We start from the raw sequence: 23,652 nt of genomic DNA on the forward strand, positions 1-23,652 counted from the left end.
GGGTCGGCACCCTTCGGGCGAGCGGTCAGTCGCCTGAAGGATCGCCGTCGAGAAAGACCCGCACAGCGGTGATCCGCGGCCGGTCCGGGGCGAAGTCGACGAAGGCCACACCCCACGACGCACCGACCCGCACGCTCACGCTGACCGTGCGACCCGCGGCGATCATCTTGTCCCACTCGATGTCTCGCGCGCGGTCGGCGAACTCCGTCACCGAGATCGGTCGCCCGGCGGGCAGCTCGCACACCGTCCGCTCATCGAGCAGCGCTCGCACGCCACCCGTGTCGCCGGACGCGACAGCAGCGAAGAGTCTGCCGACGATGCGCTTGCCGGAGCCGCCGATGCCGCGCAGCGCCCGCATCATGCCCATCGCTCCGCCCATGCCGAGCTCGCCCACGAGTTGCGGCCCGAGCTGCGCTCCCGCGAGCAATCCGGACGGGCCGGTGCGCAGCAGACGCGCGACCATCACCCCCAGCTCCCAGTGCGCGGCGAGCCGGGCGATCCGCCAGCCGCCATCGGTATCGACCAGGTCGTAGCGCAGATGCATCGGCACGGTGACGGTGGCGCCCGTCGACATCGTGGTCTCGATGTGCAGGTCACGCACCACCGCGTAGCCGGCGACGATGTCGCGGTCCACGCGGAAGGCGATGGCGTTCGGCGCGATGAAGACGTTGTAGAAACGCGAGATCGCGTCCGGGCCGATGTGCTCGCGCGAGCCGTACGGGTCGTGTACCGCCGCCTGCTCGGCGAACAGCCCGACCCACGCGGTCTTGTCGTGCGCGGCCACCGCACGCGGTGACGCCCGCACCGCCGCCAGCAGGTCCTCGGCGGTCCGATCCAACGACATGTAGGTCCTCCATAGTCACGCTCCCCCTGCGCGATCCATGATAGAACGTGTTCTAGTTTTGCGTCGGCGATCGTGCTCGGCGCCTGTTGGACAAGAGGATCTCGATGGACTGGTACACCGGGAACACCACCTACGACACCGTGCTGGCCATCGCCTTCGCCTTCGCCGCGTTCGTGATCGTCGGCGGGCTGTTCGCGCAGAGCCCCTACGGCCGCTTCGCGTCGAACAAGGTCGGCTTCAATCTCAACCCCAAGCTGGGCTGGTGGCTGATGGAGCTGCCCGCGACCGTCGTGTTCGCGGTGTTCTATCTCAGCGGCCCCGATCGTTTCGAGCCGGTGCCGCTGGTGCTGGCCGCCATCTGGTTGCTGCACTACGGCAATCGCGGCTGGTTCTTCCCGCTCTCCATCCGGCAGGTGCCGGGTAAGACGAGCAGCTTCAACGTCTCGGTGGTCGCGGCGGGCGTGTTCGTGACGGCCCTGCACGGCTACCTCAACGGCGCGTTCTTCAGCAACGACTACAAGAACCAGTACGGCACCGCCTGGCTCACCGATCCGCGCTTCCTGATCGGACTGGTCGTGTACCTGTGCGGATTCGGGCTGCTGGTGCGATCCGAGGCGATCGTGCGCAATCTGCGGGACAAGAACAACCCAGGCGCCGCCGAGTACCGGGTCCCCCACGGCGCCGGTTTCCGCTTCGTCAGCAGCCCGGCCTACCTCGGCGAACTGATCGCCTGGGCCGGATTCGCCCTGCTCACCTGGTCACTGGCCGGCGTCGCGATCTTCTTGATCACCGCAGGGAACCTGGTGCCACGCGCCTTCGCCACCCACCGCTGGTACCGCGAGAAGTTCGCCGACTACCCGACCACTCGCAAAGCGCTGATCCCCGGCGTGATCTAACACGCCGACCAGCACCGCGACCCCTAGGGAGCGGCGGCCACGAAGTGGCCGGTCCGCGGCCGGGTCGCCGGTTAGACGCCGTTGCGTACGCGACGAAGGAGCAAGCAACGGCGTCTAACCGGCGACCCCTCAGGGCCGCGGACACGCGCGCGCCAGCGCGCCAACAATTCAGTTCTTGGGGAACTTCAGCTGGGACAGGTCGATCCCCTCCAGGCCGGGCGGCAGCTGATCGAGACCGGGGGGCATGTTCGACAGATCCATGCCCGGCGGCAAGCCCGGCATCCCGGCGGGCATTCCGGGGAACCCGCCGCGCATCTTCGGCTGAGTGGGCCCACGCCCGCCCTTCTTGCCCTTTTTACCGCCCTTTTTGTTGTTGCCGCGGCGAGCTCCCGGCATCCCCATCTGCCGACCCATCATCGCCATCATCTTCTTGGCTTCGAAGAACCGGTCGACGAGCTGGTTGACCTCGGAGACCTGCACCCCGGAACCGTTGGCGATGCGCAGGCGGCGCGAGGCGTTGATGATCTTCGGATTGTCCCGCTCGGCGCGGGTCATGCCCCGGATGATCGCCTGCACCCGGTCGAGCTGCTTGTCGTCGACCGCGGCCAGTGCGTCCTTCATCTGACCGGCGCCCGGCAGCATCCCGAGCAGATTGCCGATCGGGCCCATCTTGCGGATGGCCAGCATCTGATCGAGGAAGTCCTCGAGGGTGAGTTCGCCGCTGCCGATCTTGCGCGCGGTCTCCTCGGCCTGCTCGGCGTCGTAGACCTGTTCGGCCTGCTCGATGAGGGTGAGCACATCGCCCATGCCGAGGATGCGCGAGGCCATCCGGTCGGGATGGAAGACGTCGAAGTCCTCGAGCTTCTCACCGGTGGAGGCGAACATGATCGGCGCGCCGGTGACGTTGCGGACCGACAGAGCGGCACCACCGCGGGCGTCACCGTCGAGCTTGGTGAGCACGACACCGGTGAACCCGACGCCGTCGCGGAAGGCCTCGGCGGTGCTCACCGCGTCCTGACCGATCATCGCGTCGAGCACGAACAGCGTCTCGTCGGGCTGCACGGCGTCGCGGATGCCGGCGGCCTGGCGCATCAGCTCGGCGTCGATACCGAGGCGGCCTGCGGTATCGACGATGACCACGTCGTACTGCTTGGCCTTGGCCTCTTCGATACCGGCCGCGGCGACGGCGACCGGGTCGGCCGCGGTGATCCCGAGCGGGTTCTCGCCGCCACCGATGGAGGTGCCGCCGTGCGGGGCGAACACGGGCACGCCCGCGCGCTCACCGACGACTTGCAGCTGGGTGACCGCGCCGGGACGCTGGAGGTCACAGGCCACCAGCAACGGCTGGTGCCCCTGGCCCTTGAGCCATTTGGCCAGCTTGCCCGCGAGCGTGGTCTTACCCGCACCCTGCAGACCGGCCAGCATGATGACCGTCGGCGGGTTCTTGGCGAGATTGAGGCGACGGGTCTCGCCACCGAGGATCGCGACGAGTTCCTCGTTGACGATCTTGACGACCTGCTGCGCGGGATTGAGCGCGCCGGAGACCTCCGCGCCCTTGGCGCGTTCTTTGACGTTGGCGATGAAGCCGCGCACCACGGGCAGCGCGACGTCGGCCTCGAGGAGTGCGAGCCGGATCTCGCGCGCGGTGGCGTCGATGTCGGCCGGTGACAGACGCCCCTTACCGCGCAGATCCTGCAGTGCACCGGTAAGCCGGTCGGACAGGGATTCGAACACCGATCGCGCTCCTGATCTGAAAGGGTCTCAGGTCGTCTGACCGAAGCCGGACGTCTCTTGCCCTCCCAGGGTAATGGAGGTTATTCGGTATGTTGCACGTGCGGTGGCGCCGTGCGGCGCAACTCGTGCGATTCGATGTCCACCAGATACACCGCTTCTCTGCCGGTGAGGCCGAGTTCCCGGGAGAGCGCCTCGATCCGAATCCATTCGGAATCGGCACTGTCGGCGTGGTGGGCGGCGGTCGAGGCAATGGTCATCGCGGCCAACGCCTGCGCACCACTGAGGGTGCGACCCGGCAACCACGAAACCACCCACAGGTCACCACCGACGCACCGCGCGATGTGCGCGGTCGCGTCGCTGGTCATCATCGACGCGGAAACGACTTCGATAGCCACGGATCAGCTCCCCTCGTACGAGCGACAGCCAGACCAGGGGAATGCTATAGGTCCCATCTCGACTTATCGGGCCGCGAGGACGCTGTGTAGCAACCTGATAGCAATCAGTGAGTAAACCGTGTCCTTGCGGTGTCAGCCGGCGTCGGTGGTTTCGGTCGGCGGCGGGGTGGGCGCGGGCCGCGGAACCACGTCCAGGACGGCCTTTTCGATCCGGTCGCGCAGGGCTGGGCTGTCGGTGTCGCCCAGATCAAGGCAGAAGGCGTCGACCACAGCCGAGCCCATCGTGACCACCTTGGCCCACCGGACATTGGCTCCCGTCGCGGCGAACGCACCGGCCAGCCTGCTCAGCAAACCGATCCGGTCGTCGGCGCGCAGCTCCAGGATCACCTGTCCGGGAGTGCTGGTCGGTGACCAGATCAGGCGCGGCGCGGCGCGCGCGTACCGGCCTGGCCCGGTCCCGACAGCGTCGGTTTCGCGTTTGGCCAGCACCGCGGGCAGGTCGAGCGCGCCGGTGGTGGCCCGGATGAGTTCCTGACGCAGCAGACCCGCGTCCGGCGGATCGCCGAATTTCGGCATCACCACGAAGGTATTGATCGCCGATTCCCCCGCACTGCCCAGCGCGGCCGAGAGCACCCGCAACGCGTGCAGTGCCAGGACACCGGCGGCGTCGGAGAGCAGGCCGGGCTCGTCGGGGGCGATCACGGTCACCACGAAGGTGTGCTTGCCGTCACCGGGCGCGAGGGTGACGTGCACGCCGCCCGCCCTGGCCTTGTCCAGAAGCTCCGGGTCGATCGGTTCCGGTTGCGGCAGCGGCTCGCCCGCCATGACGAGCCGGCAGCGGCGCACCAGCTCACCGATCAGCGAGGCCTTCCAATCGCCCCAGACTCCGGGGCCGGTCGCCATCGAGTCGGCTTCGGCGAGCGTGTGCAGCAGTTCGAGCAGGCCGACGTCACCACCGAGCGCGTCGGCGACGTGCTGCACGGTCGCCGGGTCGTCGAGGTCGCGCCGGGTCGCGGTGTCGGGCAGGAGCAGGTGGTGGCGCACGATCGCGCTGAGGGTGCGCACATCCGAAGGCCACATTCCGAGCCTGCGGCCGATATGCGTGGCCAGCTCGGCGCCGACGATGCTGTGGTCGCCCTGCCGCCCCTTGCCGATGTCGTGGAGCAGGGCGCCGAGCGCCAGCAGGTCGGGCCGGGCGACCCTGGTGCTCAGGCTGCTCGCGTAGGCGACCGTCTCCATCAGGTGCCGATCGACGGTCCAGGTGTGCATCGCATCGCGCGGCGGCAGATCGCGGACCGCGCCCCATTCGGGAAAGAGTCTGCCCCACAATCCGGTTCGATCGAGCGCCTCGACCGCGTCGATGCTGCCGCGACCCGCGCCGAGCAGGACGAGCAGATCGTTGAGCGCGTCCTTGGGCCACGGTTCGCGTAGTTCGGGCGCGTCCTCGGACAACCGGTTGAGCGTGGTCGCCGACATCGGCAACCCGGTCTGCGCCGACGCCGCCGCGACGCGCAGGATCAGCCCGGGATCACGCTGCGGGCGGGCGTCTCTGGCCAGCACCACCTCGCCGGAGTGCTCGACCACCCCCTCATCGAGTGGTCGGCGCACCGGCATGCGGCGCAGTCTGGCCAGGCCGCGCCGCGGTAACGCGTTGGCGGCCGTGCGCAGACCGACGTCGCACGAATAGCTCACCGTACGCGCCGAATCGGTCAATGTCCGGGCGAGATCGAAGCGATCGCCGATGCGCAGCGCGGCGCCGATCTCGTCGGCGTCCTGGGCGCGCAGCTGATCGCGGGCCCGGCCTGCGACGCGGTGCAGTTCGGTGCGCACGTCGAGGAGCCTGCGGTGGGCCTGTTTCAGGCCGCCGCCGGGGACCTCGGGGCCCAATCCCGGCATGGCGTCGGTCAATTGGGCGATCGAGAGCGCGTCGAGCAGCTGGATATCGCGCAGCCCGCCGCGACCGTTCTTGAGATCGGGTTCGGCGCGATGGGCGATCTCGCCGCTGCGCTGCCAGCGGGCGGTGGTCTGGGCGATCAGATCGTCGAAGCGGGACCGGATACCGGTGCGCCATTCCCGGCGCACGCCGCCGATGAGCAGATTGCTGAGGTCTCGGTCGCCGACGATGTGGCGCGCCTCCAGCAGGCCGAGCGCGGCGATCATGTCGTCGGCGGCCACCCGCAGCGCCTGCGGCACGGTGCGCACGCTGTGGTCGAGCTTGATGTGGGCGTCCCAGAGCGGGTACCAGAGTTGATCGGCGACCTCCGAAACCACCTTGGGGTCGACGTCGTCGTGCAGCAGCACGAGGTCGAGATCGGAGTAGGGCAGCATCTCGCGGCGTCCGAGTCCACCCACCGCGACGAGCGAGAGGCCGCTGTCGGCGGTGATGCCGAGTTCGTTGCCCTTGCTGGTGAGCCACAGTTCGAACAGATCGACCAAGGCCTCGCGCAGCGATTCCGGATCGAGCCGCGGATTGCGGGTGCCCGCTCCGTCGAGCAGTTGCGCCCTGGCCTTGACCAGGTCCGCCGCTCCGTTGTTCTGAATACCACCGTTCCGCTGTGCCACAGCCCACACCACCATTTCATGCGGGCGGCCCCGCCCCGACCGGATCAGTCTTCCCGGTGGGAGCGGGGCCGCCGCTCGATCGATTTATCGTGCGTGCCCTACCGAATTACAGTGCGTCGCTTCCGCGTTCGCCGGTACGGACGCGGATGATGGTGTCCACCGGGGTCACCCACACCTTGCCGTCACCGATCTTGCCGGTGCGCGAGGCTTCGACGATCACCTCGACGACCTTCTCGACCGACGCATCGTCCACGACGACCTCGACCCGGACCTTGGGCACGAAGTCCACCGAATACTCGGCACCGCGGTAAACCTCGGTGTGGCCCTTCTGCCGGCCGTATCCCTGGACTTCGCTGACGGTCATGCCGAGCACGCCTGCCTGTTCCAGCCCGGACTTCACATCTTCGAGCGTGAACGGTTTGACGATTGCCGTAACCAGTTTCATGTTCGTCATGCCTCCTTGACGAGCGTGCGTGCCGTGCCACCCACAGCAGCGAAATCGTAAGCGGTTTCCGCGTGCTCGGACTCATCCAGGCCCGCAGACTCGGATTCTTCGCTGGCGCGCAGGCCGATCGTGAACTTGATCGCGTACGCGATGATGGCCGTGGCGACCAGCGAGTAGGCGAGAACGGCGAAGGCACCGACGGCCTGCAGCTTCAACTGCTCGACCCCACCACCGTAGAACAGTCCATCGACACCTGCGGGAGCTTCGCTGGTAGCGACGAGTCCGACGATCAGCGTGCCGACCAGACCACCGACGAGGTGGACGCCGACGACGTCGAGCGAGTCGTCGAAGCCGAAGCGGAACTTCAGGCCGACCGCCAGGGCGCACAGCGCACCGGAGACGACACCGACAGCCAGGGCGCCGACCACGTTCACCGAGGAACAGGCCGGGGTGATCGCGACCAGACCGGCGACGATGCCCGAGGCAGCACCGAGCGAGGTCGGGTGACCGTCGCGGATCTTCTCCACGAGCAGCCAGGCCATCATGGCGGCGGCGGTGGCGATCGTGGTGGTGAGGAAGGTGGCACCCGCGACACCGTTGGCGCTCAGCGCCGAACCCGCGTTGAAGCCGTACCAGCCGAACCACAGCAGACCGGCGCCGAGCATCACGAACGGCAGGTTGTGCGGGCGGAACGGCGTCTTCGGCCAGCCCTTGCGCTTGCCGAGGATCAGGCAGAGCACCAGACCGGCGGCACCGGCGTTGATGTGGACCGCGGTACCACCGGCGAAGTCGATCGCCTTGAGGTTGTTGGCGATCCAGCCGCCGTTCTCACCGGTGTAGCCGCTGAAGGCGAACACCCAGTGCGCGACGGGGAAGTAGACGACCGTGGCCCAGATTCCGGCAAATACGAGCCACGACCCGAACTTCAAGCGGTCGGCGACCGCGCCCGAGATGAGTGCGACCGTGATGATCGCGAACATGAGCTGGAAGGCGACGAACACCGAGAGCGGGATCGTGCCGAACAGCGGGATGGCGGCGGGGGCCGCGGGGTCGGTAGTCGCTAGATAGTCGCCGCCCAGGACGCCCTTGAGGCCGAAGTACTGGAGCGGGTCACCGACCAGCTTGCCCTTGTCCTCGCCGAACGCCATCGAGAAGCCGTATAGACACCACAGGATGGTGATCAGGCCCATCGCGGAGACGCTCATCATGATCATGTTCAGCACGTTCTTGCCACGGACCATACCGCCGTAGAAGAACGCCAGACCCGGCGTCATCAACAGCACGAGGGCCGCTGACGCCAGCATCCAGGCGGTGTCACCGGCGTCCGGTGCGCCGATCAGTGGAAATGCCACCTTGTGTTCCTCCTCATCTCGGGCCCTGCCGATGACGGCAAAAGGACCTGTACAGAAGGGTCGCCACTCGGTGTTTCATCCGTTGAGCTGTGGTGTTTCACCTGAGTGAACGGATAGCGCTGTTGTGTTGCATCCACGTTTCGCGTGGTTGGCACGAGCCTGTCAGCTCACGGTGAGGTTGGTACGGATGTGCGATTCGCCGCGAGTTCGCGCGGCGATTCCCCACACCACCGCTGTCCGGAAACAGTGATGTCAGCTCAGGAAAACAGCGATGCCCGCCCGATCGCTGGATCGGACGGGCATCGGCGGGACCGTTACGCGGTACCCCCGAGCAGCGCGTCGACGAACGCGCCCGGCTCGAACGGCGCCAGGTCGTCGGCGCCCTCGCCGAGACCGACGAGTTTCACCGGCACACCGAGTTCGTGCTGCACCTGGAACACGATGCCGCCCTTGGCGGTGCCGTCGAGCTTGGTGAGCACCACGCCGGTGATGTCGACGACGTCGGCGAACACCCGGGCCTGCATCAAGCCGTTCTGGCCGACGGTCGCGTCGAGGACCAACAGCACCTCGTCGACCTCGCCCTTCTTCTCCACGACCCGCTTCACCTTGCCCAGCTCGTCCATCAGGCCGGTCTTGGTGTGCAGGCGGCCCGCGGTGTCGACGAGGACCGCGTCGACGCCGCGGTCGATGCCCGCGGTGACCGCGTCGAAGGCGACAGCGGCCGGGTCGGCGGCCTCTTTACCGCGTACGGTCTCGGCCCCCACCCGTTCGCCCCAGGTCTGCAGCTGATCGGCGGCGGCGGCGCGGAAGGTGTCGGCGGCGCCGAGCAGTACCCGGCGGCCGTCGGCGACGAGCACGCGGGCCAGTTTGCCGGTGGTGGTGGTCTTGCCGGTGCCGTTGACGCCGACGACGAGCAGGATCGCGGGCTTGTCGCCGTGCGGAAGGGCGTGGATGGAACGGTCGAGCTCGGGACGCAGCGCCTCGATGAGCACGTCACGCAGGGCGGCACGAGCCTGTTCGGGAGTGCGCACGCTGCGCGAGGCCATCTCCTCGCGCAGGCGTTCGACGATCTTGGCGGTGCTCGCGGTGCCGATATCGGCCAGCACCAGGGTGTCTTCGATCTCTTCCCAGGAGTCCTCGTCGAGGTCGCCGCCGCCGAGCAGGCCGAGCAGGCTCTTGCCGACCGCGTTCTGGGAACGGGCCAGGCGACCGCGCAGCCGGACGAGGCGGCCGGTGGTGGGGTCGATCTCGTCGATCGCGGTGGTGGTGGCGCCGACTTCGGCCGGGGTGGTCTCGGCCGGAGCCGGTGCGGGCTCGGTGGTCGGTGCGGCGGGAGCCTCGATCGAGGACGTATCCGCGGGCTCGACTTCGGTAACCACCGGGTCGGACGGCGCGGTCTTCGCGGGGGCCGTGTCCGCGGGCGCGGTCTCGGTGCCGGGCTCGGCCGGTGCGACCGTGTCGAGGGCGGACGCGTCATCGGGGACGACCACGGTGTCGTCGACGGCGACATCGCCCTCGGGCAGCGGAACATCGGTGATCCCGCGGCGCGGGGCGTCGCGCGGGATCGCGGCGTCGTCGCCGACGTGCGGTTGACCATCGGTATCGGTGCGTTCAGGGACGGGTTCGGGTTTCGGCACGGTCGCCGTCGAGCCGCCCTGGCTGAAGCTGAATCCACCGGACGCGGTGTAACCACCGGAGCGGTCCGTCAACTCCTTGTCCGGCTCGGGCGGGGCCAGCGAAATCTGGCGTCGCTTGTACAGGACGAAACCCGCGACGAGCGCCACCAACAGGACGGCGGCGATCGCGGCGATCAGGATCCACGCTTGCGAACTCACCCGGCGAGTCTATTCGGGCGGGGAGTTGCCGCACGTCGGCGGCGTCTGCGCGGCAGGTCGGCGAGCCGTAGCCGGGCGCGTCGCGGCGTGGCGGAAATACTACAGATTCGTTGTCCTGCGGAACTTCTGGCGGTTGCCCCATAGGATCGGCGGAGTGACCGATCGAAACGTGCTTGGGGGGCCGCTGGAAGAGTGCGGCACCGATCCTCTCACGGGCTTCTACCGGGACGGCTGCTGCAGCACCGGTCCGGAGGATCTCGGCAGCCACACCGTGTGCACCGTCGTGACGGCGGAATTCCTGGAGCATCAGGCCTCCATCGGCAACGACCTCAGCACCCCGCGCCCAGAGAACAACTTCCCCGGCCTGCAACCGGGCGACCGCTGGTGCGTGGTGGCGGTCCGCTGGTTGCACGCCCACGAGGACGGCGTGGCCGCACCCGTGGTGCTGGCCGCGACCCATGAGAACGCGCTGGAGGTCATCTCCATGGACATCCTGCGCAAATACGCCGTAGATGTCCCCGACGACGTCAGCGACCTGCTGTAAGGGCTCGCGACCCGTTGCGGAGGCGGTGGGCCTTCTGGCGGCAGGCCGGGGAGCAGTAGCGGGCCGGTCGGCCGGTGGCCGGTCTCCGAACGGGCGAGCCGCAGACGACGCAGGGTGCCGAGGTTTCGTTACCTTCCGCCGTTTCGTTACGGTCGGCCGCCGGGCGTTCCGTTACGACTGACGGATGGGCGCGCAGGGCGTCGAGGATGAGCGCGACGGCCGGTGCGAGCGGGTCCGCTGCGCGTCGATGTCGTTGGATCGCAACGCATCCGGTGAAGATGTCCAGCACATCGGTGACGACCACGTCGCGCCGGACCGCACCCTGACGTTGCGCCGAGGCCAGCAGCGCGCCCAGTGCGCGATGGAAGCGGTTGCCCGCCCCGCGTAGCAGGGCACGAGGCCAGCCGTCGTCGGATTGCACCAGGTCACAGAGGTCCTTGTTGCCGGGTGTGGTCACGATGACGTGGGTGCACAGGGCGAAGAAGGCCGCGCCCGGATCCGGATCGGTGAGGTGGTCGGCGGCCAGCGCCGCCAGCCGGTCGACGCGCTGTTGCATAACCGCTTCCAGCAGATCGGTTTTCGTGGGGAAATGCCGGTGGACGGTGCCCGCGCCGACACCGGCGCGGCGGGCCACCTCGGCCAGCGAGACGGTGGCGCCGCGTTCGGCGAGCGCACGCTGCGCGGCAGCCAGGATCAGCGCGCGATTGCGGCGCGCGTCGGATCGGATCGCCGGTTCCACGCCGTGCTCGACCGTCATTTCGTTACGCCTTCCCTGCACCGGACCTGGCCAACCGGGTGTGACCACCCGTACCGTCCGGAATACGGGTCGACCGACCCGATTGTAGGCACACGATCGATCACGAAACGGAGCTCCTCCGCAATGACGTCAGCACTTCCCGTTCTGATCACCGGCGCGACAGGCAAGCAGGGTGGCGCGACCGCCTACCGATTGCTCACCGAAGGCCGGCCGGTTCGCGCGTTGGTGCGCGACCCCGGCTCCCCCGCCGCCCGCGCACTGGCCGATGCCGGCGCCGAACTGACGGTCGGCGACTTCGACGACGCGGCCTCCCTGCGAGTGGCGGTGACCGGAACCCGAGCCGTATTTCTCGTTCCCCCAGCCGATTACCGCGTCAAGGGCTGGGGTGAGGACACCGAGGCCCGCCGCGGTATCGCCCTGATCGACGCGGCCCGCGCCGCCGGTGTCGAACAGATCGTGTTCACCGGCGTCGCGACCATGGGCGATGCGAAATCATGGGGTCAGCAGGGCAAACGCCGGATCGAAGAGGCGCTGGCTTCGTCGGGTCTGCGCTACACCGTGTTGCGCCCGGTGCGGTTCATGGAGAACTACCTGCTGCACGGCTCCCCTGTCGACGGTATCCGCGACGGCGGCGAACACCCGCACCTGTTCCCCGCCGATCGCCCGCTCCAGATGATCGCGATCGATGACATCGCCGCGTTCGCCGCCCTGGCCTTCGCCGACCCCGCGGGCTGGCACGCCCGCATCCTCGAACTCGCGGGCGACGCCATCACTCCGGTCGACGCGGCCGCCATCATCGGCGCCGCGATCGGCCGGCACGTCCACTACCGCGAGGTCACCGAGGAGGAAGCCGACGCGATCGGCCCCCAACTCGGCAACACCTGGCGCCTGATCCGCGAGACCGGCGGCTGGCACGCCGACCTGCCCGCCTTGCGCGCGCTGCACCCAGAGTTGACCTCCCTGCGGGATTGGCTCGCCCGCGGCGGCTCCGAGCGGATCATCGACCGGATCGACACCACGGCCCCGGCGACCCGGTTCGGCTGAGAATCCGTCCAGCCGCGCGAGCACCGGCCTCAGGCCGAAGCCGAGACCGGGTCGGGGTCGGGGACCTCGGCTCGGTTCAGCCGCTGGGAGATGACCTGCGTGATGCCGTCGCCGCGCATGCTCACGCCGTAGAGGGCGTCGGCGATCTCCATGGTGGGCTTCTGGTGGGTGATGACGATCAGCTGGCTCTTCTCCCGCAGCTGCTCGAACAGGCCGATGAGGCGGCGCAGGTTGGTGTCGTCGAGGGCCGCTTCGACCTCGTCCATCACGTAGAACGGGGAGGGGCGAGCGCGGAAGATGGCGACCAGCAACGCGACCGCGGTGAGCGACTTCTCGCCGCCGGAGAGCAGCGAGAGGCGCTTCACCTTCTTGCCGGGCGGGCGCGCCTCGACCTCGATGCCCGTGGTGAGCATGTCCGACGGGTCGGTGAGCACCAGCCTGCCCTCGCCGCCGGGGAACAGTTTCCCGAAGACGCCGACGAATTCGCGTTCCACATCGGCGTAGGCCTCGGTGAACACCTGGAGAATGCGGGCGTCGACTTCGGCGACCACGTCGAGCAGGTCCTTGCGCGCGTTCTTGACGTCCTCGAGCTGGGTGGCCAGAAAGGTATAGCGCTCTTCCAAGGCCGCGAACTCCTCCAGCGCAAGGGGATTCACCTTACCGAGGGTGGTGAGGTCCTTCTCGGCGCGTTTGGCGCGGCGCTCCTGGGTCGGGCGATCGTAGGGCATCGGCTGCGGTGCGCTGACCTGCTCGCCGCGCTCCTTGGCCTCCTCGTACTCGTGCAGCTCCAGGGCCGAGGGCGGCAACGGCACCTCGGGCCCGTATTCGGCGACGAGGTCGGCGAGCGCGATGCCGAATTGTTCGGAGATCGTCGTCTCCAGCTGTTCGATGCGCAGTGCCGCTTGGGCTTTGGCGACTTCGTCGCGGTGCACGGCGTCGGTGAGCTGGGTCAGCTGGGTGTTCAGCGCACGGGCGCGTTCCTTCACCTGTTCCAGCGCGGCCGCGCATTCGCCACGGCGACGGACCAATTCGTCACGCCGTGCCGCGGCGGCGGCCACGACCTGCTCGAGTTCGTTCTTGATCTCGGTGCCCGATGCGGCGACGGCCGCGGCGACCGCGGCAGCCTGGCGCCGAGCGGCCTGCGCGCGTTCGGCGCGAGCCCTGGCCTCCCGCTCCCCACGGGCCGCTCTGCGCAGCGAATCTGCTTTGCCGCGAACAGATTCCGCGCGCTCCTCCGAAGTACGCACCGACAGCCGGGCCTCGACCTCCATGGTCCGGGCCTCGGCGAGCGCGGCGGCGGCTTCCTCACGGGCATAGCCGGCGGTCTCGGTGCTCGCGGCGCCGTAGCTGTCGTCGCTGCCGTCGTGTTCGATCTCGGCGTGCCGCAGCCGGTCCTCGAGTTCGGCGAGCGAGGCGAGCGACTTCTCCCGCGCCGCTTCGGCTTCCGCGCGCTGGGTGGCCAGCCGCTCGCCTTCGGTCTGTGCCGCGCGAGCGTTCTGCCCGACCCGGGCGAGCCGGTCGTAGATCGCCAGCAGTGCCTGATCGGATTCGTGCAGCGCCATCAGCGCGTGGTCGGCGGCGTCCTTGCGGTCGGTCTGTTCGGCCAGCGCGCCGGCCAGCGCGGCCTCCAGCTCCTCGGCCCGCCGTTGCGCGGCCGCCAATTCGGCGGTGGCAGTGTCGATATCGGCCTGGACCTCGAGCTGGCTGGGCATCCGTTCCGAACCGCCGACGATCCAGCCCGCACCGGCCAGATCCCCGTCACGGGTGACCACCCGCAGTTCCGGGCGCAGGGCGACGAGCTCGGTGGCGGTCGCCAGATCGTCGACGACCACCACGTCGGCGGTGAGCGCGGCCAGCGCGGGTCGCACCTGCTCGTCGCCTTCGAGCACGTCGGCGAGCCACTGCGCACCGGCGGGCAACGCGGAACGCTCGGCCGATAACGCCGCGTCGGTGGCGAAGACGAACGCCACCCGGCCACCGTCACCGCTGCGCAATTCCCGCACCGCCGAGTCGGCGGTGATGGCGGTATCGGCGGTGATGGCATCGGCGAGCGGACCGAGCAGTGCGGCCACAGCGGCCTCGAACCCGGACTGCACGCGTAGCAAGCCCGACAGCCGTCCGCCGAGCCCGCCCACGCCGTGTTCAAGTAGCCAGGCCGCGCCGTCCTTGCGGGCCAGGTTCATGCCGAGCGCTTCGATGCGGGCACCGAGCCGGGCGACCAGCTTGCTCGCCTCCCGGTCGAGTTCCCGCAGTTCCCGCACGCGCTCGTCGGCCAGTTCCTGGGCGGCGACGGCGTGTTCGTGCTGGGCGTCCAGACCCTTCTCGCCCGCGTCGAGTTCGCCGAGTTCGTCCTGCACCGAGTCGTATTCGACCTGCGCGGTCTCACCACGGTGCCGGGCGTCGGCGATGGCCACGGACAGGCGTGCGATCTCGGCGTCCACGGACTGGGCGCGGGTGCGCAAGGTGTCGACCTGGCCGGACAGCCGGGCCAGCCCCTCCCGCCGGTCGGCGATCGCGCGCACGGCCGCCAGGTGCGCCTGCTCGGCCGCCTTGGCGGCGTGTTCCCGCTCGGCGAGGGCTTCGCGGGCGGCTTCGAGGGTCTCGGTGGCCATCTCCACCGCGTACCGCAGTTCGGCCTCTTCGGCTTCGATCCGGTCGGCCTCGGCCTCGAGCTGGTCCGGGTCGCGTCCGGTGCCGACCGGCGCCTCGGTGTGCAGGTGCCGGGCCCGGTCGCTGGCGATGCGGATGGTGGCGTTGACCCGTTCGGTCAGCGCCGAGAGCTGGAACCAGGTCTGCGCGGCGGCCTCGGCGCTGGGACTCAGCCGCGACAGCTGGAACTCCTGCTGTGCCAGTGCGGCGTTGGCGGCGTCGAGTTCGGTCTGCACGTTGATCTGCTGTTCGCGGGCGTAGGCCTCTTTGCTGAGCTGGGATTCCAGCTCGCCGCGGCGGGTGACCAGGTCGTCGGCGGCCAGTCGCAACCGGGCATCGCGCAGGTCGGCCTGCACGGTCTGCGCGCGGCGGGCGACCTCGGCCTGGCGGCTGAGCGGCTTGAGCTGGCGGCGCAGTTCGGTGGTGAGGTCGGTGAGCCGGGCGAGGTTGGCCTGCATCGCGTCGAGCTTGCGGACCGCCTTCTCCTTGCGCCTGCGGTGCTTGAGCACGCCCGCGGCCTCTTCGACGAACGCGCGCCGATCCTCCGGCCGCGATTCCAGGATCGCCGACAGCCTGCCCTGACCCACGATGACGTGCATCTCGCGCCCGATACCGGAGTCCGACAGCAGTTCCTGCACATCCATCAGCCGGCACGTGCTGCCGTTGATCTCGTACTCGCCCGCGCCGTCGCGGAACATCCGCCGGGTGATCGACACCTCGGCGTAGTCGATGGGCAGTGCGCCGTCGGAGTTGTCGATGGTCAGTGTCACCTCGGCGCGCCCGAGCGGAGCCCGCCCGACCGTCCCGGCGAAGATGACGTCCTGCATCTTCCCGCCCCGCAACGCTTTGGCACCCTGCTCGCCCATCACCCAGGACAGCGCGTCCACGACATTGGATTTGCCGGACCCGTTCGGCCCGACTACGCAGGTGATGCCCGGTTCGAAGCGCAACGTGGTCGCAGACGCGAAGGACTTGAACCCCTTCAACGTCAGGCTCTTCAAATGCAAGAGAACTCGTCCGCCTCTCCGCGAATCAGGCCAGACCTAGGTGCGTGCGGGCATCGCACGCGGCCAGCGGTGATGGGGGTGACTCGGGCAGCCGGTTCCCGACGAGTTACCCATGTGCTCGCGAAAGCCTAGCGGACGTAGCGGCAAGTTTGCGGTCAGTGCGGATTGATGTGCTTCATCTGCTTCTGAAGTTGACGCAAGTGGGTCTGGGTGCCGGGAGTCGCTTCCCAGCCGGTGATCACGCGGAAGACCAGGACCGCGCCCCACGGGCCGATCACCCACATCGGCCAGAAGTAGGTGAGCTCGCCCGCGGTCAAGGAGATCAGACCCCAGATGACCAGCACGATCACGCTGACGCCGAGCCAGCTGCCCGCCTCGATGCGCTGCCAGATCGGGAACCGTGTACCGGGCTTGCGTTCGACCGGTACGTCCGCTTGCTGCTGTTTCGTCAGCGCGGGCAGGTCGGACAGGACGACGGCGAGTTCGTCGCGCGTGGTGGTCGCGTAGACCTTGGCCACGCGCAGATCGTATTCGCCCAGGTCGAGCCTGCCGTCGGCCAGATGTGTGCCCAGCTGGGCGACGATCGCGTTGCGTTCGGCGTCGGACGCGCGCGTACCCGGGGTGATATCCATGCCGACGTCCTCTCGGTCACATCCACGGTGGAGTGCTGGTTTCCAGCGTCCACCCTCCACAGTGCGATGTCAACCGATCACCCTCGTTCAGAGAATGGCGAAGGCCACCACGAGACCCAGCGCGAAGTGCGCGGCGGCGACGACGAGAACCTCGGGGGTGTAGGTCTCGGCGTGCAGCGTGCGGCCGATGTCGATGCCGGTGACCTTCTCGATCACCCGTACCGAGATCACCTGCGCGATGATGCCGACCAGGCCGTAGATGATCGCCGCGATCAGACCTTCCGACAGCTTGCCGCTGCCGCCGGTGGCCAGCACCGCGAACACGACGATGAACGCCATGCTGATCATCCCGGCCGCCGAGACGATGATCGCGTTCGGCTTACCCGCCACCACCAGGTCGCGCAGCTTGCCGGGCGTGGTCAGGTCGATGGCGAAGAAGCCGATCAGCATGAGGGCGAGGCCGATCAGGCAGTACAGGATGATGGCGCCGACGCCTTCACCGAGCGCACTCCAATAACCCGATTCCAGGGCGAGGGCGGTCATCGTGGTCCTTTCGAACAATGTTGTGAGGTCAGGTGTCAGTCGACGATGCGGTGCGGCACGAACGCGGCGCCGTCATCGGTGATCAGGCCGGCGGTCTCCCGAATGCCCAGCCCCGCCGCGGTGTCACCCACGACCCAGGCGCCGAGCACCGGGCGCATCCCGTCGAATTCCGGTAGCGGATCGAGCAATTGGTAGACGAAACCCTCGGCGCCGTAGACGCCGCCGGTCGCGGTCTCCATGCCGGGACCGACGATGGTCATGTTCGCGCCCTCGCGGCCGAGCTTGGGTTTGCGAATGTATTCGGTGAGCTCGTGCGGGTTGTCCAGGTACGCGGGCAACAGATTGGGATGACCGGGATACATCTCCCACAGGATCGCCAGGATCGCCTTGTTGCTCAGCAATGTGGTCCACAGCGGTTCGATCCACGCGGTCGCGGGCAGGCTGCCGACCACGCGCTTGCCGAAGTCGTCGTCGAGGATCCACTCCCACGGATACAGCTTGAAGATCGCCTCGATCGGCGCCTCGGCCAGATCGACGAACCGGTTCAGCTCGGTGTCGAAACCGACTTCCTCGATCGGCAGCGCGACCGTGTCGAACCCGGCCTCGGCCGCCGTCTCCTGCATGTAGGCGGTGGTGACATTGTCCTCGCCGGTCGCGTCGGCGCCCGACCAGGTGAAGTGCAGTTCGGTACCGGGCAGCACGCCGCGCAGCTCGGTCCAGCGCTCCACCAGTTTCTCGTGCAGCGAATTCCATTGGTCGCCACCGGGATACACCTGCTGCAACCAGTGCCACTGGATGATCGCGGCCTCGAGCAGCGAGGTGGGGGTGTCGGCGTTGTATTCCAGCAGCTTGGCCGGGCGGCGCGCGTCGTAGCGCAGGTCGAAGCGGCCGTACACGTAAGGGTCACTGCGACGCCATGATTCGGCGATCGGGCCCCACGTCCATTCCGGCAGACCGAAATCGGCGAAGCGCTCGGTGAGGACCACGTGCTCGACGGCGTGCAGACACATCGATTGCAGCAGTTCCACATCGGCTTCCAGCGCGAGGATCTCGTCCATCGAGAACTCGTAGTGCACCGACTCGTCCCAGTACGGGCGCGGCTGACCGCTGGCATCGCGCCCCGGCGCGCCGTAGACGAGGCCCTGCTTCTCGACGATCTGCTGCCAGTCCTGGCGTGGGGTGCTCTTGGTGCGCCGCATCTACGACCCACTCCCCCCGGTCGACTTGCTGCCGAGTCCGCCGCGTTGCACCGTGGTGCCGCTCTTGGTCGTGATCTGGGCATTGCGCGGTTTCACCGAGGTGCCGCCCGTGGGTGGCTTGCCGATCGTCGGTGTGCCGCCGTAGTGGTAGCGGTACTGCGGCCAGCCCAGAATCAGCAGTCCGGCGCCGTGACCGCCGGAGCCCTCACTGCGGAAATTGGTCTTGCCGTCGCCGCAGTTGTCGTCGGGGACAACGACTTCCTGCCCGTTCTGGTCGATCTGCACGCACGAGGCCGTGACCTGGTCGGGTGCGGTGATCGCCCGGTAGGCGAGGTAACCGCCACCGACCAGCGCGGCGACGCCCACGATGGCGACACCGCCGATCATCACGCGTTTACGGTTGCGCCGCTTCTCCTCGGCCGCCGCGACCGCTGCCCGCTCGGCCTCTTCGGCTTGCCTGCGGGCCTTGTCCCTGGCGCGCGCCTCACCGACAGTGGGTGGACGTGGCTGGGTGACGCCGGGTTCCTGCCGTGACATCCGGCCGGGTTGCGGTTGGCCGACGGGATGCCCGCCCCCGCCGAACACCGGGTCCGCTGGCGTCGCACCGGCATTCGGATCGGACGGTGCCGAACCCGGGTCCGGCGGGGTCCAGCCCGCGCCGGAGTCGGGCGGGGTCCACGGCGATCTCTCGGGCTCGCCGTTCGAGGGTTGTTCCGGTCGATCGGGCGGACCAGGGTTCTGTGTGCTCACCGCTGCCGCCCCCTAGCCCCCGAAGTCACCACTAGCGCTCCTCGAATCCCGTCATGTCGCCCCGCACGGGCTCCCAGCTTTCCACAACCAGGTCTACCCGCCCAGGAGCACGCCCGGACAGACCATGTGTCACGTGCCCGACAGCGTGCGAGCTCTCGGGCGCTTCGCCGGACCGTAGCAGTTCCAGCAATTTCTCGCCCGCCGTTCGTGGCCCTTCGGCGACAACGTGGACGCGACCGTCGCTGTGGTTGCGCGCGTAGCCGACCAAGCCGAGTTCCAGTGCGCGCGACCGCGTCCACCACCGGAATCCCACGCCCTGCACGTACCCGTGCACCCACGCGCTCAGCCGAACCGGCTCCTCGCTCATGCGTCGATGTTGAAGGTCAGCGTCACCTTCGTGCCCGCTTTGAGCGTGCGGCCCACGGTGCACACCTTGTCGACAGCACGCTGCACGGTGACCAGTAGTCGTTCGCGGGCGGCCTCGTCGAGTTCGGACAGGTCGAGTTCGAGGACCTCGTCGAGCTGCGGGTAGAGCTCGTTCTCGCGGTCGGCATCGCCCGAGACGCGGATGGTGGCGTCGAACTCGTCGCCGAGGCGACGCGACAACGGCAAATCGGAGCTGAGCCCGGTGCAGCCCGCGAGCGCGATCTTCAGCAACTCACCCGGGGTGAAGGCGCCCGGCACGCCCTGGGAGGCGATCAACACCTCGGCGCCACGGTTGCTGCGCCCGGTGTAGGCGCGGGTTCCGGTGCGCTCGACCCACAGTTCGGTGGGGGCGTTGGTCACGGGTGCGATCTGCTCAGCCATGCCTTGATCCTGCCATTCGCTCGACGACGATCCACGCCTGGGAACGTCCACGCCACTCCCGGCATTCCGGTCACGTGACCGGGCGCACGCTCATTCCTGGAAGCGGTACCCCATCCCCGCCTCGGTGAGCAGATGGCGCGGGTTGGCCGGATCGTCTTCGAGTTTGCGCCGCAACTGCGCGAGGTAGACCCGCAGGTAATGGGTCTCGGTGGCATAGGCCGGACCCCACACCTCGCGCAGTAGTTCCTTGCGCCCCACCAGTTTTCCGCGATTGCGCACCAGCATCTCGAGCATCCCCCACTCGGTGGGCGTCAGGTGCACCGGCACACCCTGCTTGGTGACCTTCTTGGCGACGAGGTCGACGGTGAACGAGTCGGTGACCACGATCGGGTCGCCCGCATCGGTCGCGCTGGCACCACGACGCACCGCCGCGCGCAGCCGGGCCAGCAGTTCGTCCATCCCGAACGGCTTGGTCACGTAGTCGTCGGCGCCGGCGTCGAGCGCCTCGACCTTGTCGGCCGAATCGGTGCGCGCCGACAGCACGAGCACCGGTGCGGGCGACCACCCACGCAGTCCGGCCAGCACCTCGATCCCGTCCATGTCGGGCAGACCGAGGTCGAGAATGACGACGTCGGGGTGCTTTTCGGCCGCCACCCGTAAGGCGGCGGCGCCGTTTCCCGCGGTCAGGACCTCGTACCCGCGCACCGACAAATTGATCCGCAAGGCGCGGACGATCTGTGGCTCGTCATCGACGACGAGCACTTTGACCGGGGGATGCGCTGCCCCGCCTCCCCGCGTCTTCGGATCGGCCTCCTGCGCGTGGTCGTCCACCGCCGGCGGCCGGCGGACCGGTTCGCCCGTCCCCGATGAGTTGCCCATGTGCTCACTTTCCTCGGGAGTCGACGTGTGCCGGCGCCGCGGGTGTGCCGGACGGCAGATCGACGAGCATCGTGAGCCCACCTCCCGGGGTCGGCTCGGCGTGGACGGTGCCGCTCATTGCTTCGACGAAGCCGCGGACCACGGACAGGCCGAGGCCGACGCCGGTGGTGTTGTCGCGGTCGCCGAGGCGCTGGAAGGGTTCGAACAGTTGCTCTTCGGTGCCGGACGGGACGCCGGGGCCGACGTCGACAACCGCGATCGACACCCGGTCACCGTCGTGTTCGGCAGTCACCCGCACGGGCGACTCGCGACCGGAATGGCGCAGGGCGTTATCGATCAGGTTGGCCAGGACGCGTTCGAGCAGACCGCTGTCGGCGAGCACCGAAACCTCATCGACCTCGACCTTCACCCGGTCCATCGCCGCGCGGCGCAGGCCACGGGTGCCCATGCCGACACTCACCAGCGCGCGATGTACCGCCTCGTCCATGTACACCTGTCGCAACTGCGGCGTGACGACGCCGACCGCCAGTCGCGAGGAGTCGAGCAGATTGCCCACCAGCGCGGTCAGCTGGTCGACGGATTCCTCGATCGCCTCCAGCAGTTCGCCGGTGTCCTCCGCCGAGAATTCGATGTCGTCGCTGCGCAGGCTGGACACGGCCGCTTTCGCGCCTGCCAGGGGCGTGCGCAGATCGTGGCTGACCGCCGACAACAGCGCACGGCGCAGCCGGTCGGCTTCCAGCAGCGCCGCCGCCGCGCTGGCTTCCTCCGCCAATCGGGCCTGGCGCACCAGCCCGACCGCCTGATTGGCGACCGCGTTGAGCACCGGCCGATCGGAGGAGTCGATCGACCGACCGGCGAGCAGCAGGTGACTCTGCGCGTCACCGGCTTCGATGACGGTCTCGGCATCGGAGGGACGTGTCGGTGGTTCGGGACCGACCGCGGCGACGATCCGATCGCCGCACTGCACACTCACCGCGCGCTGGCCGTAGGTTTCGCGGACTTGCTCGAGCAGGTTGTTCAGGTCGGCGCCGTGCAGCACGGATCCGGCGAACATCGTCAGCAGCTCGGCTTCCCGGGATGCCTTGCGCGCCTGCAGCGTTCGCTTCGCCGCGACATCGACCAGCGCCGCCACGGCCACCGCGACGATGAGCAGCACGACCACGGTGACGAAGTTGTCCGGCTCGGCGATGGTGAAGCTGAAGCGCGGGTCGGTGAAGTACCAGTTGAGCAGCAGCCCCGACAACAGCGCCGACAGACCGGCGGGAACGATACCGCCGAACAACGCGACCGCGACCACGCCGACGAAGAACATGGCGCTGAGCCCGCCCAGCTGCAACCACCCGTCGAGGAATACCGCGCAGATCGCGCTCACCAGCACCGGCACGATCACCGCCGCGGGCCACGCGCTCACCGGCCGCCTCGGACGCAGCCAATGCCTGCGCACCCCGCGATTGGCCTCCTCGTGCGTCACCATGTGCACGTCGATCTTGCCCGAGCGCTGCACCACGGTGGAGCCGATGCCCTCATCGAGCATCCGCGCCCAGCGCGAACGCCGCGAAGTGCCGAGTACCAGCTGGGTGGCATTGACCTCTCGCGCGAATTCCAGCAGCGCGGTGGGCACGTCGTCGCCGGTCACGGTGTGCAGCGAGGCGTCGAGACCGGCGGCGAGATCGCGCAGCTTGGTCATCCGTTCGGTCGACACCCCGACCAGCCCGTCGCCGCGCACCACGTGCAACACGACCAGATCGGCACTGGACTTGGACGCGATCCGCCCGGCCCGGCGCACCACCGTCTCCGACTCGGGACCACCGGTGACCGCGACCACGACGCGTTCACGCGCCTCCCAGAGCTCGGTGATCTTGTGGTCGGCCCGGTACCGGGCCAGCGCCGCATCGACCTGGTCGGCCAGCCACAGCAGCGCGAGTTCGCGCAGCGCGGTGAGATTGCCGGGGCGGAAGTAATTGCGCAGCGCCGCGTCGACCTTGTCGGCGGCGTAGACATTCCCGTGAGAAAGCCTGCGCCGCAACGCTTCCGGTGTCAGGTCGACCAGTTCCACCTGATCGGCGCCGCGCACCACCGCGTCGGGCACGGTCTCCCGCTGCTCGATCCCGGTGATCTGCTGGACCACATCGTTGAGGCTCTCGAGGTGCTGCACGTTCACCGTGGAGATCACGTCGATACCCGCGGCCAGGAGTTGCTCCACGTCCTGCCAACGCTTCTCGTGCACGCTGCCCGGTGCGTTCGTATGCGCCAGTTCGTCGACCAGCACCACCGCGGGCTTGCGCGTGAGTACCGCATCGACATCGAGTTCGGGCAACTCGGTCCCGCGATAGGAGACCGTCTTGGTCGGAATCTGCTCGATGCCGTCCAGAAGTTCGGCGGTCTTCTTACGCCCGTGCGTCTCCACGACGGCCGCCACCACATCACGGCCACGTTCGGACCGCCGATGCGCTTCGCCGAGCATGGCGTAGGTCTTGCCCACGCCCGGCGCCGCACCGAGGTAGATGCGCAGTTGTCCGCGTTTCACCGGTCCATCATCGCGTGTCGACGCGCCGGAGCCGACGTGCGCACCGGCAACACACCGACGCTCACCATCGGTGCGTGCGAGGTGTTCAGCCGACCGAGTATCCGGATCAACAGCAGCGATCCGGCAAAACCGAAAATCACCGCAAGGGTCACTACCGACACCGCGATCTCACTTTCCGTGCACCAGGGACCGCCGGCGCCATTCGCCGACCGGTGCCCACTTTCTACCGCCCGAACAGGCGCGTGATCTCG

At 68.6% G+C, this 23,652-nt stretch carries 20 protein-coding genes; 3 read left to right on the forward strand and 17 right to left on the reverse strand.

The window, feature by feature from the left end; all coding sequences use genetic code 11:
• Positions 1-25 precede the first annotated feature (25 nt).
• Positions 26-844, reverse strand: coding sequence for a nuclear transport factor 2 family protein (locus ACWFRF_RS15730; RefSeq protein ID WP_452450566.1), 819 nt, complete (start codon positions 842-844; stop codon positions 26-28).
• A gap of 104 nt (positions 845-948) precedes the next feature.
• Here ACWFRF_RS15730 and ACWFRF_RS15735 point away from each other — a divergent pair, with 104 nt between their 5' ends.
• Positions 949-1,740 (forward strand): phosphatidylethanolamine N-methyltransferase family domain-containing protein, encoded by a 792-nt coding sequence (locus ACWFRF_RS15735; RefSeq protein WP_378992176.1) that lies wholly within the window; start codon positions 949-951, stop codon positions 1,738-1,740.
• Positions 1,741-1,908: 168 nt separating this feature from the next.
• Here the strand turns inward: ACWFRF_RS15735 and ffh are convergent, their stop codons facing one another.
• From ffh to ftsY, 6 genes are all read right to left on the reverse strand, one after another.
• Positions 1,909-3,474 carry a signal recognition particle protein gene (ffh, locus tag ACWFRF_RS15740; RefSeq protein WP_056811842.1) on the reverse strand — a complete coding sequence of 522 codons (1,566 nt, stop codon included), beginning with the start codon at positions 3,472-3,474 and terminating at the stop codon, positions 1,909-1,911.
• A gap of 80 nt (positions 3,475-3,554) precedes the next feature.
• Positions 3,555-3,869: a hypothetical protein gene (locus ACWFRF_RS15745; protein ID WP_378992174.1), complete on the reverse strand. Its 315-nt coding sequence runs from the start codon at positions 3,867-3,869 to the stop codon at positions 3,555-3,557.
• A gap of 132 nt (positions 3,870-4,001) precedes the next feature.
• The gene (locus ACWFRF_RS15750) at positions 4,002-6,446 is read right to left on the reverse strand and encodes a [protein-PII] uridylyltransferase (protein ID WP_452450569.1); all 2,445 of its coding nucleotides are present in this window, start codon (positions 6,444-6,446) and stop codon (positions 4,002-4,004) included.
• Between the two features lie 91 nt (positions 6,447-6,537).
• The gene (locus tag ACWFRF_RS15755) at positions 6,538-6,876 is read right to left on the reverse strand and encodes a P-II family nitrogen regulator (RefSeq protein ID WP_067449485.1); all 339 of its coding nucleotides are present in this window, start codon (positions 6,874-6,876) and stop codon (positions 6,538-6,540) included.
• A 5-nt stretch (positions 6,877-6,881) separates the two neighbouring features.
• The gene (locus ACWFRF_RS15760) at positions 6,882-8,228 is read right to left on the reverse strand and encodes an ammonium transporter (RefSeq protein WP_378992171.1); all 1,347 of its coding nucleotides are present in this window, start codon (positions 8,226-8,228) and stop codon (positions 6,882-6,884) included.
• A gap of 314 nt (positions 8,229-8,542) precedes the next feature.
• Positions 8,543-10,063 carry a signal recognition particle-docking protein FtsY gene (gene ftsY / locus ACWFRF_RS15765; protein WP_452450571.1) on the reverse strand — a complete coding sequence of 507 codons (1,521 nt, stop codon included), beginning with the start codon at positions 10,061-10,063 and terminating at the stop codon, positions 8,543-8,545.
• Between the two features lie 154 nt (positions 10,064-10,217).
• On the opposite strand from ftsY, the gene ACWFRF_RS15770 reads away from it, so the two are divergent.
• Complete coding sequence (locus ACWFRF_RS15770) at positions 10,218-10,607, forward strand: DUF2237 family protein (RefSeq protein ID WP_019048221.1); 390 nt, start codon at positions 10,218-10,220, stop codon at positions 10,605-10,607.
• Here ACWFRF_RS15770 and ACWFRF_RS15775 read toward each other — a convergent pair.
• On the reverse strand, positions 10,591-11,364 hold the full coding sequence (locus tag ACWFRF_RS15775) for a TetR/AcrR family transcriptional regulator (RefSeq protein WP_452450573.1): 774 nt from the start codon (positions 11,362-11,364) through the stop codon (positions 10,591-10,593). The genes ACWFRF_RS15770 and ACWFRF_RS15775 overlap by 17 nt on opposite strands.
• Positions 11,365-11,487: 123 nt before the next feature.
• Between ACWFRF_RS15775 and ACWFRF_RS15780 the strand changes: the two genes are divergently transcribed.
• Positions 11,488-12,408 carry an NmrA family NAD(P)-binding protein gene (locus ACWFRF_RS15780; protein ID WP_452450575.1) on the forward strand — a complete coding sequence of 307 codons (921 nt, stop codon included), beginning with the start codon at positions 11,488-11,490 and terminating at the stop codon, positions 12,406-12,408.
• Positions 12,409-12,437: 29 nt separating this feature from the next.
• Here ACWFRF_RS15780 and smc read toward each other — a convergent pair whose 3' ends face one another.
• The 9 genes from smc to ACWFRF_RS15825 form a co-directional block, all read right to left on the reverse strand.
• The gene (gene smc / locus ACWFRF_RS15785; protein ID WP_452450577.1) at positions 12,438-16,064 is read right to left on the reverse strand and encodes a chromosome segregation protein SMC; all 3,627 of its coding nucleotides are present in this window, start codon (positions 16,062-16,064) and stop codon (positions 12,438-12,440) included.
• A 155-nt stretch (positions 16,065-16,219) separates the two neighbouring features.
• Positions 16,220-16,696 (reverse strand): DUF1707 SHOCT-like domain-containing protein, encoded by a 477-nt coding sequence (locus tag ACWFRF_RS15790; RefSeq protein WP_378992161.1) that lies wholly within the window; start codon positions 16,694-16,696, stop codon positions 16,220-16,222.
• An 87-nt stretch (positions 16,697-16,783) separates the two neighbouring features.
• Positions 16,784-17,239, reverse strand: a complete 456-nt coding sequence (locus ACWFRF_RS15795) for a DUF350 domain-containing protein (RefSeq protein WP_062986928.1) — start codon at positions 17,237-17,239, stop codon at positions 16,784-16,786.
• Between the two features lie 35 nt (positions 17,240-17,274).
• Positions 17,275-18,438, reverse strand: coding sequence for a glutathionylspermidine synthase family protein (locus ACWFRF_RS15800; RefSeq protein WP_378992159.1), 1,164 nt, complete (start codon positions 18,436-18,438; stop codon positions 17,275-17,277).
• Entirely contained in the window at positions 18,439-19,188 is a 750-nt protein-coding gene (locus tag ACWFRF_RS15805) for a hypothetical protein (RefSeq protein ID WP_378992158.1), read from the reverse strand.
• Between the two features lie 31 nt (positions 19,189-19,219).
• Positions 19,220-19,555, reverse strand: a complete 336-nt coding sequence (locus ACWFRF_RS15810; RefSeq protein WP_378992157.1) for an acylphosphatase — start codon at positions 19,553-19,555, stop codon at positions 19,220-19,222.
• Positions 19,552-19,995 (reverse strand): OsmC family protein, encoded by a 444-nt coding sequence (locus ACWFRF_RS15815; protein WP_378992155.1) that lies wholly within the window; start codon positions 19,993-19,995, stop codon positions 19,552-19,554. The genes ACWFRF_RS15810 and ACWFRF_RS15815 overlap by 4 nt, the downstream gene beginning before the upstream one ends.
• Positions 19,996-20,085: 90 nt before the next feature.
• Positions 20,086-20,757 (reverse strand): response regulator, encoded by a 672-nt coding sequence (locus ACWFRF_RS15820; protein ID WP_378992399.1) that lies wholly within the window; start codon positions 20,755-20,757, stop codon positions 20,086-20,088.
• A gap of 121 nt (positions 20,758-20,878) precedes the next feature.
• Positions 20,879-23,401 carry a sensor histidine kinase gene (locus ACWFRF_RS15825; RefSeq protein WP_378992154.1) on the reverse strand — a complete coding sequence of 841 codons (2,523 nt, stop codon included), beginning with the start codon at positions 23,399-23,401 and terminating at the stop codon, positions 20,879-20,881.
• Between the last annotated feature and the right edge of the window lie 251 nt (positions 23,402-23,652).

This window comes from Nocardia sp. NPDC055165 (genome assembly GCF_053606985.1).

Bases quoted from the DNA above. Each gene is read 5' to 3' on its own strand.
- ACWFRF_RS15730 (WP_452450566.1), bottom strand. From the start codon at position 844: ATGTCGTTGGATCGGACCGCCGAGGACCTGCTGGCGGCGGTGCGGGCG.
- ACWFRF_RS15735 (WP_378992176.1), top strand. From the start codon at position 949: ATGGACTGGTACACCGGGAACACCACCTACGACACCGTGCTGGCCATC.
- ACWFRF_RS15750 (WP_452450569.1), bottom strand. From the start codon at position 6,446: ATGGTGGTGTGGGCTGTGGCACAGCGGAACGGTGGTATTCAGAACAAC.
- ACWFRF_RS15755 (WP_067449485.1), bottom strand. From the start codon at position 6,876: ATGAAACTGGTTACGGCAATCGTCAAACCGTTCACGCTCGAAGATGTG.
- ACWFRF_RS15775 (WP_452450573.1), bottom strand. From the start codon at position 11,364: ATGACGGTCGAGCACGGCGTGGAACCGGCGATCCGATCCGACGCGCGC.
- ACWFRF_RS15780 (WP_452450575.1), top strand. From the start codon at position 11,488: ATGACGTCAGCACTTCCCGTTCTGATCACCGGCGCGACAGGCAAGCAG.
- ACWFRF_RS15790 (WP_378992161.1), bottom strand. From the start codon at position 16,696: ATGGATATCACCCCGGGTACGCGCGCGTCCGACGCCGAACGCAACGCG.
- ACWFRF_RS15795 (WP_062986928.1), bottom strand. From the start codon at position 17,239: ATGACCGCCCTCGCCCTGGAATCGGGTTATTGGAGTGCGCTCGGTGAA.
- ACWFRF_RS15800 (WP_378992159.1), bottom strand. From the start codon at position 18,438: ATGCGGCGCACCAAGAGCACCCCACGCCAGGACTGGCAGCAGATCGTC.
- ACWFRF_RS15810 (WP_378992157.1), bottom strand. From the start codon at position 19,555: ATGAGCGAGGAGCCGGTTCGGCTGAGCGCGTGGGTGCACGGGTACGTG.
- ACWFRF_RS15815 (WP_378992155.1), bottom strand. From the start codon at position 19,995: ATGGCTGAGCAGATCGCACCCGTGACCAACGCCCCCACCGAACTGTGG.